The organism is Bacteroides sp. 1_1_30, from assembly GCF_020982715.1.
GTDB classification, from domain to species: domain Bacteria; phylum Bacteroidota; class Bacteroidia; order Bacteroidales; family Bacteroidaceae; genus Bacteroides; species Bacteroides xylanisolvens.
The window spans coordinates 38,595-54,053 of record NZ_JAJKHN010000031.1; the positions used below are offsets into that span (position 1 = coordinate 38,595).

Genomic DNA, 15,459 nt, shown 5'->3' on the forward strand with positions numbered 1-15,459 from the left:
GATACATTAATTAAATTGTTTACTGAACTCTTTGGAATGAACCCGCGGTTTCCGGTAGCCGCTTTCCGTGATTTCTCCCGTCCAGTTGGACTCCTTCTCGGCAAACGTGAGCTTTAACGTCACGTTCTGCGGCGCGTCCGGACGGACACGGTAAGAAAACTCTTCCGCCGAAGGAATTACCTTGATCTCTTCCCGGCCGTAACCTGCCAGGTAGACATCATCGGAGGAAAGCAGGTCAAGAAGAAAGCGTATTTCCTGCGGGCGTTTGAATCCCGTCTTAACCGTTACGGCTTCCTGTATCTCCGTACGTATGCGATCCGAATAATAATCATCGGTAATTTCATCGTAACGCCGGAAAACAGCGTCTTCGTCTTCATCCATGCCGGGAGTTACGCTCGCCTCGCCTTCCAGGGAAAACACCTCGTAAACCCCGTAACTGTTCAGGAACCGGAGCCGGTAACGCTCGCGGACCGTCGGGCTTTGCTCGATCCCGATCCGGAGAGCGAACGTTTCACCGCTATACACGTCAAAAAGGTTGGCCAGTACCCCGTAATCGGTAAAGAATTTAAGTCTTACGGCCTCCAGGTTCAAGGCGTAGAAATTCCCTGCCGTGCCTGGTACTGCAAGGCTTTGTCCGGTAAGAAGTTCCGTTATTTTCAGCTCGTGCTCCGGATAGATGAAACAGAGCGGGTAAAGTTCCGTCTCGCGCATCGTTATACGCCAGTCATTGCTCCGGGTGGTAAAGAAGAAATTGCAGGATTCATTCAAGAACTTCAAAGAAAAGATGTTATTACCTTCTTCATGCAATTTCTTAAAAGCCCGTTTGGATATACCGCCACGCCAGGCAGTAACAACCAAAGTGGCCGTTTCTTCCTCCTCATTTTGAAGGGTGATCGTGACGACCGCCTTGTTATACCGTTTATCGGAAAGGCTTATCAACATCTCGGAACTGTCCGTTAACGGGGGAATATCAACAAAAAGCGTTTCCAGGACCTCCGCGATATTCACCTTGAAACTTCCATTACCGTTACCGGTAAATATGGAACGCATAAATTCAAAGTTCACGAAATACATTATATTGTAAGTCGCCATAGAAGTAGTTTCTACCGAAAGATAAACAGGGTTTCCGGTAAAGGCGTTTTCCGTCGGATCAATGTTTGCTGTCAAACTCATAATTCAAAGGTGTTAACGATGAATATTCCGTTAAACTCACTCTTATTTTCAAGTCCGGAAAGGAAACGATCACGCTGATCCGTGGGAGACGTCAGGAACTTGTAAAAGTCCGAGAGCCGCCCCGCATGGTTTTCCCTCCAAAGCTTATAAAGCTCCGTCACCTGTGAAGATGACGGGGCAAGGATGATATTATTCTGCTTTTCCATGCTGCAAAAGTTGGGTTTATCAAAGGAAGAATAAAGGACGGGATCAGCTAAGCACCCTCGATGCGACAAACCTTACCTGGTATTCGACTTCTTCCGTTTCGTAACAAAAATAGTTGGCCGCGCCGGAACGCTCGTTTACCTCGATTTCAACCTCTATCTTACATTTGTAAGTTTTTTCTATGATGTTATCCTGTGCGGTGGGCGGATTTTTTAATATATCCTCATCCGTTGACGGCGTAACATACCCGTCATATATCGTATTCGATACACGGCAACCGTACACAGCATACATCCAGTGATAACGGTAATAATCTTCCCAATATTCCACCCTTCCGGCCTGTACACTCTGCAAATTGGAAGAATATACGACCCACACGTAGGAAGCACCGCCCCACACGGGAATGCCCTGTTCATTATCCAGATTATAGGGACCGATCAGACGCAGGGAACGCAACGTAATGTTTACCGGTACCAGTTTACCCGCAGGAAGCGAATAGGAAAGGCCGTCCAGAAGCATGTACTGCCCCCGCAGGGCTACCGGGGTCAAGACATCCATTTTCATAAGCTGGTGAACCGGTAAAAGGGTGTTTGTGTCCACCTGGTTAAAAGAGTGCCTTAATACGGCGTCATACTTCTGCCAGAACTTGGCAAACAGACCGTCTTCAAACTGGAATAAAAGCGATATCGTATGTTTGCTGCCGTCTTTTAACGTAATTTCTCCGCCGTCCGGAGCGTATGGTAAAATAGAACCGAAGGAATAATCCGTACTTTCCGTAACGGCCTTTGTAAAAGCGAAAGCGAAGGAAAGCGGCGTCTCCTCCTTTTCCGAATCCTCTTCATCATCGGAAGAGGTTTTCAGGTAGGTATAACGGTGCACATACCCGGCCAGGTAATACGGGGAAAGAAGGCCGTTCGGGGCAAAATCCATAAACACGCATTCATCATCGCTCGCCAGCTCCTCGTCCTCTACGTTTTCCGTCTTCCGGTCCCAGTTAAAGAAACTGGATGATGATAACGTATGCTTCTTGTTGCCCGAATCCCATTTGTACCAGTTGCCGGTGGTCTTCTCGTAGTTCAGCCACACGGAGGCCTGGGAAGGATCGAAACGGCTTACACGGATAACCATTTTTTCGTTCCCCTTGATATAGTCCTCGTACCGTTCCACCGAAGGCGCGGCACCGGTAAAAGACGTTTTGGCCGATAACTTTATCTGACGGGCCGTTTCATAATTGATAAGGGGTTCCGCCGTCAGATTCCGGGACAGATCAACGGCAGGTTCATCTTCCATTATATCCCGGATCAGTCTTAAAGTGGCCGTTTTCGTATCGGAAGAGACATTATAAACCAGTCCGAAACGTACATACAGCGCGTTTAAAAAGTCCTCAATCGTACAATCCGGCATTAAATCGGCATAATTGAGGATACCCGTCACGCAACAGTCGGCGGCATTGTTCAGGATTACCAGGCTGGAAAGTTCCTTGTCCGTCTTAAAAGGATTTTCGGTTATAGTATAACCAAATTCTGAAAATATAAAGTCCAGGACACGGTGCACGTATAAGAAGGGGGCCACGCCGTACCCTTCCGGTAAACTCGTTTCGGTCGGGGTATCATTTATCAGTAGTGTTTCCGTCCTTGCCTGATAGCATAAGGCATATTCACCGTTTGAATCCAAAGTGATACGGTTTATGTATTGCGGGTAATACGTGCCGTCCTTGGAATCATTTTTGACTACTATTTGAAATATGGCAAAATCTTCATGGGAATCCGTGAAGAACCAGTTTATAGAGGACATAAGACCGCTAACGGTACCGCCGCTTATGCTGGGTAATGTGATCGAGTTCAGTTTCTTTGCTTTCCAGGCGCTGTAGGCTTCCGAATTGTCAAAACCGATATTTAAAGTAATTCCTTCCGTCCTGCCGGCGGAAACGATATTTATCTTTCCGGTACGTTTATACACCCCGTCCAATACCGTACATGTCTGATCTTCATTCATCGGTTTTACACCCATGTCGAGCCGGTGGGCAAAACCGGTTATCCCTGCATTGTTGGCAGTGACGGGAACCGTGACCGGTACGGTTTGTGATCCCCGGTCGTTCATGACGGGGGATTTCTCGTCGATCTGTACGGTAAAGTCACCCCCTAAGTCCAGATAACCTTTGTTCGTCTTAATCTTTAGCATAATGATTACTTATTTTCCGCGTGTAAAGGTGTCGCGGGCGTTATCTATAGTTTCTTTGGCCTTCTCCAAATCCTGGTAAACGATATAGGCCTTTATCAATTTGATAGCCTCACAGGAGGCGCGAAGCTCCTTTGCCGCTTCCAGGAACTCCCGGTAGGAAGAATCACCTGCAGGGGAAGTCACGTAACCGCCTTCATAATATTCACCCGGATTCTGTGGTAACGGGTTGGCACTGGTACGCTGCCGCCTGATCGCTTCGATAGTGCTAACGGCGTCGATCACTTTAGGATTATTCATTTCCGGCTGTGGTACCACATATTCCCCCTTATGAACCACGCCGGCCACTTCATAACGTCCGCCGGGACCGGTGTAACCACCTTCATAATACCCACCACCGGAAGAACCGGAAACAACACGTTCAGCCGTGGCGGTCTTGCTGCCGGTGGTGTTTTTCAAGGACATGTTTTTAATCCTGTCCCGTTCTGCCTTGGCCGATGCAAGCTGGGCCACACCGGTAGCCGCAAGCATTACTGCAGCAACGGTTCCGGCAATCGGCCCGAGGTCCGCGTACGCCTTCATAATCGAAACGGCCGTATCTGCTATGATCTGGGAACACTTGATAGCAAAGTTTACATCCGCGTACTTCTTTTGAATCTCCAGTTTCTTATTTTCCTTCTCTTCTTCCAGGGCGGCAGTATCTTCACCGTTGTTCTCGGCTTCCTGTATGAGAACATCGTATTTTGCTTCCACCTGGTCGATTTCGGCTTGTTGAATGGCTTCCACCATGGAAGAGGAAAGACCGGAATAATAGTCAAAGTATTTTTTAGCGTTATTCATCTGCATTTGCAGCTTTTTACGCTGGTATGTCTTTTCATCTATTAATTCCTGATCGTGCAGATTCTTTAACAGGGCCAGTTCATTCTGGTATTCCTGTGCCCATGATACGCCGATCTGGGATTGAATCTGGTATAAACTATTCTGGTATTCAAATTCAAGCTGGCTAATTTCCTGCTGTTTCTGTTTCTCCAAACCAACGGTAGAAATTCCCGCCTGCCTCGCTATCTCAATTATAGCATTATAAGTCGTTTCTACATCCTGAACCTGCTTCCGGTGTGCTTCCTGCATACCGGTTATTCCTACCGGAACGGAAGTTATTTCACGTACTTTTTGGGCAATGGCCGCCCGATCACGCAATAACTTCATTTCAGACTCACGCACGGCGTCGGCCGCTTCCGTCGCTGTTTCTATACGTTTCTGTTTGCCGGTAATTTCCAAAGCGGCAATATCATTCTGGTAAGTACGGTTTATCTCCAGAAGTTCTGCGGCGTGCTCCGCTTCAACTTCCAGCATATAGGCGTCGGCGGCTTCCTGCGTTATTCTCTGGTTTAATACCGCTTTTTCCATGGTGTCCTTCTGGACGTTGTAATAGGCAGTTTCGATCTTTAACCGTTCATCCCGTTTCTCCTGTGCCAGTTTTATACGGGCGTCCTCCTGCTTGCCGGTTTCCGTAAAAATGGCCGTCTGCGCTTCCGTTTCGAGCTTGTGGATTTCATCGAGTAACTTCTTCTTTTGGGCCGGCGTTTTTGCTTCCAGCTTCTGGAGGGCGTCAATACGTTCCCGGTAATAGCGAAGGTTTTCCGCCGTCCCTTCAAGAATATACTGGGCTTCCGTCTTATTTTCCTTTTCCCGGTTCTCTTTGATTAGAAGCATACGTTTTTCGTGCTCGATCTCCAGAGGCTTTAATGTGGCGGCCGTTTCCGTATTTTTGTACTCCCCTGCTTCCACTTTCTTTTTGACCTTCCCCAGTTCGTTTAAACGTTTTATTTCGGCGTCGATACGTTCTATTTCCTTGTTTTTCTTGGCGATATTCGCTTCGCTGTCTTCCGCCCATTGCTCCTGAACCTTTTTCTTTTCGGCCTCCAGTTTCTTTATAAGGGATGTTTCAGTATTTATATTTTCTTTATTGGTCCCGGTTAATGAAGTGGCCGTCGCCTCTGTTTTTAAGATATCATTATTGATCTGGGCGATTGCTGATTCTATACCGGCCAAATCCTTCTGTGTCGTCTGTAGGGCTTTCAACTGGTTAGCCTCTTTTTCCGTACCAAATAAACGGCTTATTTTAGCGGTAAGACTGTTCCGGTTATATCCTGACAATGTATTTTGCTGGCGGGTGTCCCAGTAAGCGTCGCTTTGCTCTGATTCCTGGCTTTCAAGATTCCTTTTTTTCTTGTACAATTCTTCCAGTTCCTCCTGGTAAGCTTTCAACTTGATTTGTTTTTCCAAGGAAACTAAATATTGATCTATAGCCTCCTTGTTGTTGTTTATGAGCCTGCCTTCTTCATTCAATTCCGCATTATAATCCGGTATCAGTTCTTTTAATTCAGCGAGCCTTTGTTTACGGGTGTAGTTGGAAAGGTTCTCGTCATTGATAGCAGCTACAAGAGTTTTTATTTTTGCTTCCTGGCTGGCATATTCTTCATTCACTTTCTTTACGACTTCCTGGTGGGCCTTCATCGCCGCCGAAGCCTGTTCCGTCTTCTTTGCAAGCTGGTAGATAGCAACACCGGCTGCCACGAGTAACGCGAGCAGGGCCGTATATGGATTCTTCAAAAGTTCGATCCTCATTAACCGAAGGGCGGCGGTACATCTTTTAATATTCAGGTGCAGCAATGCCTGGGCCGCCGCATAAGCCAGAGTAGCCGCCCGGCTGATATAAAGCTGTACGGCGTGCGCTTTCTCTGCAACGACCGAAGCAAGGGTCGCCGTTTTAAAACGGGCGTGCCACATGGTAGCGATTTTCAGTCCTCCATAGTAGGAAACCAAATAAGCGGTAACGGTATAAGTGACAACACCCCATTTATTAAACATGTCGATCATACCACCCACACCTTCCACCATAAGCGTAACAAGGTCTATTAAATCCCGGAGAATACCCTTTGATTCATAGAAACGTAAAACTACCCCTTCAATAGTTGAACTTAGCCGGTTTAATGCACCCTGAACGTTATCACCCATTTCTTCGGACATAGCATTAAAGGCGTCTTCCGCACCTGTTACCGCATCGCAAAGTGCCAGCACGGTATCGGTACCGTTAAGGAAAGTGTTAAACGCTGCAACGGAACGTTTATCGGTCAGTTCAAGGGCCTTGTTCAAGTCTATTCCTTCGCTGTTTAGTTTTTTAAGTCCCTTTACCAGATCATCCAGGTTGTTAACCGGACCGCCAAGAGCAAGCGCGAGTTTGCCGCTACTGTCAGCCAGGTTAAGCAAAATATTACGTGTTGCCGTCGCTGCCGATGAAGCGTCGAAACCGCTGTTTGCCAAAGCTCCCAAAAGGGCGGTCGTTTCCTCGATTGTGAATCCGAAAGAATTAGCAACCGGGCCGACGGTAGACATTGCACTATTCAGGTATTCAAAATTCAGGGCCGAAGACGTTGTACCTATTGCCATAGTAGAAAGTGCCCGTTCCGTATCTTCCGCATCAAGGTTGAAAATACGCAATGTTGCACCGGCAAGCGTAGCAGCCGAGGCAAGATCAGTGTCCACAGCCTTAGCGAATTTCAGCACGGAAGGCGTCATCGCTTTAATATCCTCTTTAAAAAATCCCAGCTTGGCAAGCTCTATCTGAAGTTCCGTTACCTGTGCGGCCGTATAAGAAGTAGTAGCACCCAGCCGGCGCGCTTCATCTGTTAAATCCTTGATACTCTTTTTCGTGGTTCCCAGAATAGCGGCCAAAGTACTGTTTTTCTTCTCGAACTCTATAATAGTACTGATCGCATCCCTTAGCCCGCCGACAATCTGTCCGGTTATCATTGCGCCGATAGTGACAAACACACCGGCCAGAACCGTTTTTATCTTATTCAGGGAAAGAAGGGAACCGCCGAAACCTTCCGCCTTTTTCGTGGCCTGCCCGTATGCTTTCTCAACTTCTTTCAGTTCCTTCTCCAGGGCGGCATATTTTTCCGGCTGCAAGGATTTCACCGTATCGCGAAGCTCTTTCCGCAAGGCGTTTACCTTCCTTGCCAGCTGGTTGGCACTCATGGTGGTTTTATCCAGCCGTTTCTCACATTCGGCAATCTTCTTGTTATTCTCGCCGAGCGTCTTATTATTTTCTTTCAGTTGCTCATCAAGCCTTTTCCACTGTTTACCACCAGCTTTCCCTGTGGCGATTAAATCGGTCATAGCCTTTTTTATCTCCTTATTGCTATCCCGGAGCTCCTTGTTCTTTTCTGAAAGATTATGTATTTCCTTCTGCGCATCGGAGGCGTTCAGGGTTAACACCCATTCGATATAGTCAGGTTTTAATTTTGCCATAAGAGTAAATTTTATAAGGCAAAATTATCCTGGTGTAAAGTGGCGGAAAAGGACACAAAAAAAGCCCGTAGAACCATTCTACAGGCTTATTATACTAAGAAGAAAGTATTTTATCTCTTAAAGGTAAAATCCGAAGGATCAAAACATTCTTTATCCTTAATTGTTGCCCGATCTATCATCCAGCAAATGTACCAGGTTAGAGGAACCGATATAAGAGGCGTCACGATAAAGGAAAGAAAGGCAAAAGCAAGCCACCCGGATAAAGTAGCCGGTTTATGCTTACATCCTACGAAAAAAAATATTACCAGGAAAAAGCCGATCAAAAATAAAATATCTTCGTATGTCATACAATCATCGTTAGTTCTTTACCGATATCTTTAATAGTATTTACTATTAGGGCCTCCCGTTCTTGTGAGGGCTTTTTTATTCCACTTATATATTGAGACATAAGGCTTTGACTTATTCCCATACGTCGAGCCACCGCAGAAGCATTTAGTTCCGGGTGAGAAATAAAAATCCGATATAAGAAAGTTTCTTCCTTCTTATCTTGAATAGCTAAACAATCATTCATAGGGTCTAAAAATATGCAGCTATACCAATTTCATATAAAAACTCCGGTGCAAGGTCGGCACCATTGGCCCATTCAATAGTAGCACGGGTTAAACCATATTGAACAAATTTTTCCTTATCCAATAACTCCCCGAAAACCTCACCTGTAAGATAAGGTTCCAAATTTACGATCTTTTTACTCCCGTCGCTGAAAGTAACAAGAAGCTCGTAATTCCTAATATAATCCACATCTATAACTCGTAACATAAGCGTTTATTTTAATGGTTCAATTTTATCTATTTTTTCCCCTTTTTGGGCCTTTTCCCAAAGAGAAAGTATTTCTGCCTCGTGCAAGTTAATCCACTCATTTACTTTTGCAATAACTTTAGCTGGAGCCTGACCGTCTACAATCCGATCCAATACGCTAATAGAACATTCATAATCACCATAAGTAAAATGAATATGTGGCGGATTATGATCTTTCCAATAGAGGAATATAATAATACCGAAGAATCTACAAATTTCAGGCATAAACTTTGTTTTATTGGTTACTGAAACAAAGATAGGTAATAAAATCATTACCTACAAATATTTAGGTATTAATTTTATTACCTATTTTAGCGAACTGGCAAACATTTCTTTTATCCTTTCCCTTACATAATCCTGATATTCATATTTAATCTTCCCGAGTGTGTCATGATACAGAATCCCGTATATCTGTCGGTTATAAATCTGGTAATTACCGTGTTTCTTCATATCCAGGAAGCGGGTATATAATGGAAGGTTAGAATGTGCAATTACCCCCTCGCCGTCCGGAACGACCGAATAATTCGGGTTCTGTAGTGCGGCCATTAATGCACCGGATCGCCCTTGGATGATCTCCCCGGTTCCCTGTACTTTCTTACGTTCACGGCCTTTCTGGTAAATCCGTTTGGTAGCGATATCCAATTGGGCTTGAAATATGTCCTGTATTCCACGCCCGATCCGGTCGGTAAAGAAATCCGTTTTAAAATTCTCGGCCATTCAGTTATTCATTTTTTGAGAATCCGGAAATAATGTGCCTTTCCCCGGATTCATCCTTAACAGTTTCATTTTTCTTGTTTGAGGTATATTTATATTTCCAATAGGTACATAGCACATCATTTACACCTATTGTAATAATACCTATTATGACAGTTAACCAGAACCACGCAAAAGCATCCATTAGAATCTTGTTTTAAATGAGAAAGCCAGGCTCCACCCTGCAAACGTCCGGTAAAAGCCGGATTCCGGAAGAGTGGAAAGGCTGGTTAAATCCAGTTCCTTAGTGACAGGGCAACCGGTGGCAGAATCTTCTATCAGCATTTGTTTGATACGTTCCATAACCGGCTGTACCTCTTCGATAGTCTCATAAGCCCCTTTCCGTTGGGGATCGTACTTGCTCATAAGGAAAATAACGCATAAATTATTTTCCCTCACATTGTCAGCCGAAAGGCTGGCACCCGTTCCCGACGGGATCAGAATAAAGAGCACCGGACATTCTTCTTTAGATAGTCCCTGTATCGTCTTACTCATTTCCTCGTCAATGGTAACGGGCAGCACCTTCTTTATTTCAGGAATACGTTTTTGCACGCCTTCCCAGTATTCACGGTAAACCTTTATATCTATCATATTGTCAATCCCTGATAACGTTTCGCCTCCCATTCACGGCGGGTAACAAGCCCCGGAAGAATCTTACCGCCCCCGTATATCCACTTTTTAAACTCTGCCGGTATGGATGAATCATACGCATCTGCTCTGATCTTCTTATAAAGCGTTGATTTCTTGAATTTTCCGATACCTACATTAAAGCAAAAGCTTACTACCGCGTCAAACTGGTACTGTCCCAAATGAAGGGGAAGCGCGTTTACCTGGTTTTCTACCGCCCTGATATCCGATTCAAAGAAAGCATCGGCCTGGGCCTCGGTGATAACATCACCCGGTTTTACGCCGATCGTGTGACCGTAACCGATCGTACATACTCCCGCGGCACATACATACGCTTTCAGGCGTAACCCCTCGAATTTCTTGATCTTGTTTTTTGTTCCTGTTGTCGTTCTCATTTCTTGTTACGTTTTTGGTGTAAATACTCAAACTTACATTTATACAGATAAAGCAATACATCCCAAAAGGGTGTATCGTCCACCTCCTTCTTATTTCCGAACACGCCGGAAGCCGCCACCTCAAAGACTATCCCGGTCCAGCCGGTTTTATCGTCCGCCTTCCGGTCCTCGGATGCCAGCTTCTGGAACAATATCCGAAAGTCGATAGCTTCACCACCGATATAAACCGGTCCGGAAAGAACCATTTCCCAAACGGCGGAAAAGAAGTTTACCGCATGAATGGCAAGCAAGGAAGGAACGGCCGGCGTCTTCTCCGGGTCCTTGTACCGGTAAAGCTTTAACGTGATATCCTGGAAGAATTCATTTATAGCCGGATCGTCTTTTTCTGCTGCCGCCTGTTTGCTTTGCTGCAACAAATCCAGGCAATCACAAAAGTTACCGAAAGTAAGACCGTTCAGCATGTCACCGACACCATGCCAGCCCCCGAAATCCTGCATCAGGTTACGACCGGTTTTCAGAATAGGCGTAACGATCCGCTCGCCCTCCTTACCGGTTGTATAAGAGAAAAAGCCGTCCAGCTTTTCCAGTTGACCGTCCAGCTCTCGGATGATCTCACGCCGGTACATGGTGTAATCCGCTTTCATGCCCAGAAGGAAAGAAAGCCATTTTACGCGGAACTGTCCGGGGCTGATCGTACCGCGGTTCATCAGTACCGACAATATAAGAAACTGCCGGTACTGCTCACTGCTGACTTCATCCAGACAGGAAGGAACCTCCACCGTCTTACTATTATATGTAAACTTCTCCATGTCCGGACATTAAAAGGTTATTCCTTTGGATTGTACGGTAACACCCGGTATATAGTAATCCATCGTTTCCGACTGCGCATCCAGTTCCCTGATGATATCCTGCAATACATCCAGATAAGCCGCCGCGTCCTGCTCCAGACTGTTAGCAACCGATTGCCGGGCCTCTTTTTCCGCCCGCAATTTATCCCGTACGGTTGTGCTCTGCTGTACCTGTACGATTCCACTTGGCAGAACTTCCACCGGTAAACGTTCAACGGCCTTTTTTATGGTGAGAAGTGCAAGCGGGCGGCGTACATACTCCAGCAATTTCTCCGTTAAAACGGTATCGCCTTCAATCAGTTCATTATAACGGTTCCGGGTGATAACAGGTATTATCTGCCCGTCCTGGACTTCCCGGATCATAGGAATAAGCACCAAGAAAAGCCGGTGACTTCCGATATTATAATATTCATCGAACGTTTCCTTATTCTGGATTAGAAGCCGGTTTATAGCCTTTTTCTTAATGCCGTTCATCCAGAAATCAAACTTTTCGCGGTCCATTAACTCCACCAACGCGTCTACGGCTTCATAAGCCAGGTTCCGGATATTCTCTTCATCCTTGAACTCCTGTAAGGCGGTCATACCCGTTTCATTCTCTCCAAGGTGTTTGCCACGTCCGGCCGTTCCGTGTTGTGCGTCTAAAGTGGGAATGACCTTTAACCAGGTAAACATTGCCACCGCCTGCTGCATCAGCCGCAAAGTTTCCGCCATGCCGTCCGGTTCCGTACCGTCCGCATGATCTTCACGGTAATACTTATCTACCGCGTCTATGGGTTCCGTTCCGATGATAGCCTGTAAATCCCGAATACCCAGCGGTAAGATAGGTTCCCACTTGGTAAAATCAAGATCATTATCGATCAATCCCAGAACACGGACTATTTCACCGGCACCGTCACCGCCTTTATTAAATAACTTCGTCATTTGCTCGGTCTCTTTTTAATGTATATGGTTTCCAATTATCAAAATCCTTTGTGAAATTGTTTATTTCATCGTAGAACTCCTTATAAAAGCGGGCCAGCCCGGTATCTATCGTTATACAGGTCTGCTCCGTGCGCGGATTGGTGTTCACATTGGCCGAGCTTTCTATTACAAAATCAAAAGCGTTACCAAAACCGGCCATTACTTTAGCATGATTACGGAAGATGCAGACACGTGATCCGAAACGTTCCGCCACCTTCTTTAGGTATAAATAAACATCCGCGTAGGAACCTTGAAAGATTTCACCTACATAAAAATCCGCGTGCCCTATGTCTTTTCTCTCCAGCCATTTCTCCACCTCCTTAACATCGGTAATTGCCATACACCAGATAGAAATCAGAACATATTCCACCGGTTGTTGCTTCACGATCACACGAAGATAAGTAAGGCTGTCAACGTCCCCATGACTGATACAGTGATAAGACGCCCCTTTCTCAAAATGCCAGGGCAAACACTCTTCCAGGTGCAGCTCCGATTTTATCCGCCGGTCAAAATGAACGTTTTTCGTCCGGCGGGCCTTTATATGCTTATCCGGGGTGTTATCGGCCCGGTTCTCTTCCGGTTGCCGGTCGCTTACCGGTTCTTCCGGCACATCTTCCGGTTTCGGTGTAAAAAACAGACTACGCATTTTCTTTCATACGGTTAGAGGGTGAAACGTTCTGTTCCGCTTCCACTATGGTACGATAAAGCCCTACTTTCGTTGCGGTACCCGGAAAGTTGGCATTAATATACTGCTGTAACGGCTTACAAAGGATCATGTCCGGAATAGCCGTTTCAGAAGCGTTATACACTTTCAGGCTGTATAATTTCTCCGATCCGGAAGAAAGTTTGTTTTCTATAATCAGATTTGAAAGTACCGGATCAAGACCGAAGCCGGAAGTGGCGGCAGCGTCCGCCTTATTGGATATCTTAATCTGGGCGTCCACATAATCCTTTATCTTCTTATCCAGTGGTTCCACCGTCCAGCCCTCAAAGTTATTCGCTTCCGGATTCCAGAATTTGGTCGTGTGCATGTATTTTCCGGCGTTCTGCCTTCCGGTAATGTTGGAGGCGAATTTCTCCATAGCTTCGTCCTTGAAATCTTCCAGCATCTGGGCCGTGTATTTCTCGCCCGTACGCTCGCAAACCTGTTTTATACGTGCTTCCGCGCGGTCCCAGTAAGACTGCGGCGATTCGATATGCAGGGAAATGGCCGAAGCGTTTTCGTTATAGGCGATCAGGATAGCGGCCAGACCGCCGGCAAGCTCCAGCCAGTCAAGCGCACCCAAAAAACGCGGTGTACTCATAAAATCCTTGCAAAAGGAATAGATATTATAATATTTCACAGAAACCGGATATTTGAACGGGTGGGCCGGATCAAAGACCGGGTAACGGTAAGTATAGGCCGGATCAGGATAAGGAAAGTCGCCCACAAGTACTTCCTGCGGTTCATCCTCGCCGTCGGGAGGATATACCAGGCGGGCCTTCTGGTAGGGAATATGTTCCAGCCGTACCAAACGCCCGGGATTGCCTACACGCGGCGCACGGTTCCGGACAAACTTTATAAAAAAGCCCTGCATGTGTGTTAAGTCTACGAGTGAGCGGTGAAGAACCGTCGTGTAATCCCACGACTCCAGGTCGGCGGTTATTTCCGGATCGAGTTTCCAACGCCGGTAAAAACGGTTATTCTCTTCGTCGATCGCATCCTCATACAGCCGCGGGCCTTCTCCCCACTGTAAACCGGCTATTTTACCCATAATACCTTCACCGGCGTAGAATTTATCCAGTAAACGCATGACCTCGCCCGGCATGTCGTTATTGTCACCCATGGGAACGATAAAGGTACCGTTTACGCTGATCTTTCGCGAAAAGAAAGCCCCCCGCCGGTTTAACTGGATGCTGGAAGGTTCCCAACCTTTACCGCGGCCACCGATAGAAAAGGAGATCAAACCCTTGTCGGTGCCGGTATCTATAATTCCAAAGTTGCCACTTCGTCTTATTTCCATAATCTTAAATCGTTATTCTTTTCCCGTTGAACTCCATTACCAGACATTCCCAGCAATTCAGCGGCCGGCCCGTTGTGGTGTCCGTCAGGAATAGTTTATAGCTTGAATTTTCGATGCTTTCATCCGTCGCCTTTTTCCTCAAACGGGCGGCAGTAAGTATCACCATGTCGCCGCCGTCCCGCGTCTGACGGTTCCATTTCCGGAACTTGATAGAAAAGGTACCCCCGGAAATGGTAATCCGCTTCATCTGTTCTACCGCTACATAAAGGTTTATTTTTTCCATAGCCGGCGGATAAAGTTTTTAATACTGGCCCAGTTATCATGTACCAAGCAGAAGGATAGAAAGAAAAACATGAATTTTAGGAACGTCCATAGGCTACACCCGTTTGTAGTCTTTTCTTTTTCCTGGCTTTGTTGCTTAACGTCGGATTTACGGGTAACGGCTGTTTCCGTTTGACTGGTAGTTTCCTTATGATCCCGGAGGGAACTGCTTTGATTCTTTCCAGTTCTTTTTTCAGTTTTTCGGTTACTGAAATCAATTTCTTTAATTCTTCCGAGGCTGTCGTAGTCGATACGGATATGCGTACTATCTTCCCGGTAAACGTCAAGTACGTGCTCCTCATGGCTCGAATCTCTCCGCGCAAGTTCAATAACTCCGTCAGTAGTTGTTTGTTTTTCTTCTCCAGTTGCTTCTGTAACCGTTTTTCGTGTAACAGAGCGAGGAGAACGACAACCGTAAAAACAAGCTGCAAAACAAATAAGAATAAGTAGGTGTACGATTCCATGTCTCATAATTGATTTTAGTTATTAGTGTCGAAAGTGATAGATTTACGGTTCAGGCAATTTTTCACCCCGCAAAGAAACGGTTTCATGATATCCATTACGCGGGCGTTCTGCCTGATATCCTTTTCCATTTCGTTACATTTCTGCTGGAGTTCCCGGTACTGGCTCTCTACATCGTCGATCCGCTGTTTCAATTCCTTACGGTCATTCTTCATATCCTCAATCAGTTCCTGGTAAACCTCCTGTACTGACTTCATGGCGTCAGCTTCCGCCTGTTTACGGGTATACCGGAGAGTGAATAACCAAGTCAGGCCACCCGTGCAAAGAGCTGTAATAATCGCTGTAATTATCGTTTCCGTCATATTA

General features: G+C 46.1%; 17 protein-coding genes. All 17 read right to left on the reverse strand.

Features of this window, described 5'->3' with window-relative positions:
• Positions 1-6 precede the first annotated feature (6 nt).
• The 17 genes from LPH68_RS11070 to LPH68_RS11150 all read right to left on the reverse strand — a co-directional run bounded on the left by LPH68_RS11070 (position 7) and on the right by LPH68_RS11150 (position 15,455).
• Positions 7-1,173 carry a hypothetical protein gene (locus tag LPH68_RS11070; RefSeq protein WP_004318207.1) on the reverse strand — a complete coding sequence of 389 codons (1,167 nt, stop codon included), beginning with the start codon at positions 1,171-1,173 and terminating at the stop codon, positions 7-9.
• Positions 1,170-1,379, reverse strand: a complete 210-nt coding sequence (locus LPH68_RS11075; protein ID WP_004318206.1) for a hypothetical protein — start codon at positions 1,377-1,379, stop codon at positions 1,170-1,172. Before LPH68_RS11075 ends, LPH68_RS11070 begins: the two co-directional genes overlap by 4 nt.
• 43 nt (positions 1,380-1,422) lie before the next feature.
• Positions 1,423-3,558 (reverse strand): hypothetical protein, encoded by a 2,136-nt coding sequence (locus LPH68_RS11080; RefSeq protein WP_004318205.1) that lies wholly within the window; start codon positions 3,556-3,558, stop codon positions 1,423-1,425.
• Between the two features lie 9 nt (positions 3,559-3,567).
• On the reverse strand, positions 3,568-7,869 hold the full coding sequence (locus tag LPH68_RS11085; protein WP_230296932.1) for a phage tail tape measure protein: 4,302 nt from the start codon (positions 7,867-7,869) through the stop codon (positions 3,568-3,570).
• Between the two features lie 343 nt (positions 7,870-8,212).
• Positions 8,213-8,440 (reverse strand): helix-turn-helix transcriptional regulator, encoded by a 228-nt coding sequence (locus LPH68_RS11090; RefSeq protein WP_004303369.1) that lies wholly within the window; start codon positions 8,438-8,440, stop codon positions 8,213-8,215.
• A 5-nt stretch (positions 8,441-8,445) separates the two neighbouring features.
• The gene (locus LPH68_RS11095) at positions 8,446-8,685 is read right to left on the reverse strand and encodes a DUF2442 domain-containing protein (RefSeq protein ID WP_004318202.1); all 240 of its coding nucleotides are present in this window, start codon (positions 8,683-8,685) and stop codon (positions 8,446-8,448) included.
• Positions 8,686-8,691: 6 nt separating this feature from the next.
• The gene (locus LPH68_RS11100; protein WP_004303371.1) at positions 8,692-8,997 is read right to left on the reverse strand and encodes a DUF4160 domain-containing protein; all 306 of its coding nucleotides are present in this window, start codon (positions 8,995-8,997) and stop codon (positions 8,692-8,694) included.
• 33 nt (positions 8,998-9,030) lie between these two features.
• Positions 9,031-9,441, reverse strand: a complete 411-nt coding sequence (locus LPH68_RS11105) for a hypothetical protein (protein WP_004318200.1) — start codon at positions 9,439-9,441, stop codon at positions 9,031-9,033.
• 180 nt (positions 9,442-9,621) lie between these two features.
• Positions 9,622-10,068: a hypothetical protein gene (locus tag LPH68_RS11110; protein WP_004318197.1), complete on the reverse strand. Its 447-nt coding sequence runs from the start codon at positions 10,066-10,068 to the stop codon at positions 9,622-9,624.
• Positions 10,065-10,499, reverse strand: coding sequence for a lysozyme (locus LPH68_RS11115; protein ID WP_004318196.1), 435 nt, complete (start codon positions 10,497-10,499; stop codon positions 10,065-10,067). The genes LPH68_RS11110 and LPH68_RS11115 overlap by 4 nt, the downstream gene beginning before the upstream one ends.
• Entirely contained in the window at positions 10,496-11,308 is an 813-nt protein-coding gene (locus LPH68_RS11120; RefSeq protein ID WP_004318195.1) for a hypothetical protein, read from the reverse strand. Before LPH68_RS11120 ends, LPH68_RS11115 begins: the two co-directional genes overlap by 4 nt.
• A gap of 9 nt (positions 11,309-11,317) precedes the next feature.
• Complete coding sequence (locus tag LPH68_RS11125) at positions 11,318-12,268, reverse strand: DUF6712 family protein (RefSeq protein ID WP_004318194.1); 951 nt, start codon at positions 12,266-12,268, stop codon at positions 11,318-11,320.
• Positions 12,252-12,953 (reverse strand): hypothetical protein, encoded by a 702-nt coding sequence (locus LPH68_RS11130; RefSeq protein WP_230296933.1) that lies wholly within the window; start codon positions 12,951-12,953, stop codon positions 12,252-12,254. The genes LPH68_RS11125 and LPH68_RS11130 overlap by 17 nt, the downstream gene beginning before the upstream one ends.
• Positions 12,946-14,310, reverse strand: a complete 1,365-nt coding sequence (locus tag LPH68_RS11135) for a hypothetical protein (protein ID WP_004318192.1) — start codon at positions 14,308-14,310, stop codon at positions 12,946-12,948. Before LPH68_RS11135 ends, LPH68_RS11130 begins: the two co-directional genes overlap by 8 nt.
• A 4-nt stretch (positions 14,311-14,314) precedes the next feature.
• Positions 14,315-14,593 carry a hypothetical protein gene (locus tag LPH68_RS11140; RefSeq protein WP_004318191.1) on the reverse strand — a complete coding sequence of 93 codons (279 nt, stop codon included), beginning with the start codon at positions 14,591-14,593 and terminating at the stop codon, positions 14,315-14,317.
• A gap of 76 nt (positions 14,594-14,669) precedes the next feature.
• Positions 14,670-15,095 (reverse strand): hypothetical protein, encoded by a 426-nt coding sequence (locus LPH68_RS11145; RefSeq protein ID WP_032837731.1) that lies wholly within the window; start codon positions 15,093-15,095, stop codon positions 14,670-14,672.
• 15 nt (positions 15,096-15,110) lie between these two features.
• The gene (locus LPH68_RS11150) at positions 15,111-15,455 is read right to left on the reverse strand and encodes a hypothetical protein (protein ID WP_004318189.1); all 345 of its coding nucleotides are present in this window, start codon (positions 15,453-15,455) and stop codon (positions 15,111-15,113) included.
• Positions 15,456-15,459: the final 4 nt, after the last annotated feature.

Excerpts from the sequence above, each read along its gene's own strand:
- LPH68_RS11070 (WP_004318207.1), bottom strand. The coding sequence starts at position 1,173 with ATGAGTTTGACAGCAAACATTGATCCGACGGAAAACGCCTTTACCGGA.
- LPH68_RS11075 (WP_004318206.1), bottom strand. The coding sequence starts at position 1,379 with ATGGAAAAGCAGAATAATATCATCCTTGCCCCGTCATCTTCACAGGTG.
- LPH68_RS11080 (WP_004318205.1), bottom strand. The coding sequence starts at position 3,558 with ATGCTAAAGATTAAGACGAACAAAGGTTATCTGGACTTAGGGGGTGAC.
- LPH68_RS11085 (WP_230296932.1), bottom strand. The coding sequence starts at position 7,869 with ATGGCAAAATTAAAACCTGACTATATCGAATGGGTGTTAACCCTGAAC.
- LPH68_RS11090 (WP_004303369.1), bottom strand. The coding sequence starts at position 8,440 with ATGAATGATTGTTTAGCTATTCAAGATAAGAAGGAAGAAACTTTCTTA.
- LPH68_RS11095 (WP_004318202.1), bottom strand. The coding sequence starts at position 8,685 with ATGTTACGAGTTATAGATGTGGATTATATTAGGAATTACGAGCTTCTT.
- LPH68_RS11100 (WP_004303371.1), bottom strand. The coding sequence starts at position 8,997 with ATGATTTTATTACCTATCTTTGTTTCAGTAACCAATAAAACAAAGTTT.
- LPH68_RS11105 (WP_004318200.1), bottom strand. The coding sequence starts at position 9,441 with ATGGCCGAGAATTTTAAAACGGATTTCTTTACCGACCGGATCGGGCGT.
- LPH68_RS11110 (WP_004318197.1), bottom strand. The coding sequence starts at position 10,068 with ATGATAGATATAAAGGTTTACCGTGAATACTGGGAAGGCGTGCAAAAA.
- LPH68_RS11115 (WP_004318196.1), bottom strand. The coding sequence starts at position 10,499 with ATGAGAACGACAACAGGAACAAAAAACAAGATCAAGAAATTCGAGGGG.
- LPH68_RS11120 (WP_004318195.1), bottom strand. The coding sequence starts at position 11,308 with ATGGAGAAGTTTACATATAATAGTAAGACGGTGGAGGTTCCTTCCTGT.
- LPH68_RS11125 (WP_004318194.1), bottom strand. The coding sequence starts at position 12,268 with ATGACGAAGTTATTTAATAAAGGCGGTGACGGTGCCGGTGAAATAGTC.
- LPH68_RS11130 (WP_230296933.1), bottom strand. The coding sequence starts at position 12,953 with ATGCGTAGTCTGTTTTTTACACCGAAACCGGAAGATGTGCCGGAAGAA.
- LPH68_RS11135 (WP_004318192.1), bottom strand. The coding sequence starts at position 14,310 with ATGGAAATAAGACGAAGTGGCAACTTTGGAATTATAGATACCGGCACC.
- LPH68_RS11140 (WP_004318191.1), bottom strand. The coding sequence starts at position 14,593 with ATGGAAAAAATAAACCTTTATGTAGCGGTAGAACAGATGAAGCGGATT.
- LPH68_RS11145 (WP_032837731.1), bottom strand. The coding sequence starts at position 15,095 with ATGGAATCGTACACCTACTTATTCTTATTTGTTTTGCAGCTTGTTTTT.
- LPH68_RS11150 (WP_004318189.1), bottom strand. The coding sequence starts at position 15,455 with ATGACGGAAACGATAATTACAGCGATTATTACAGCTCTTTGCACGGGT.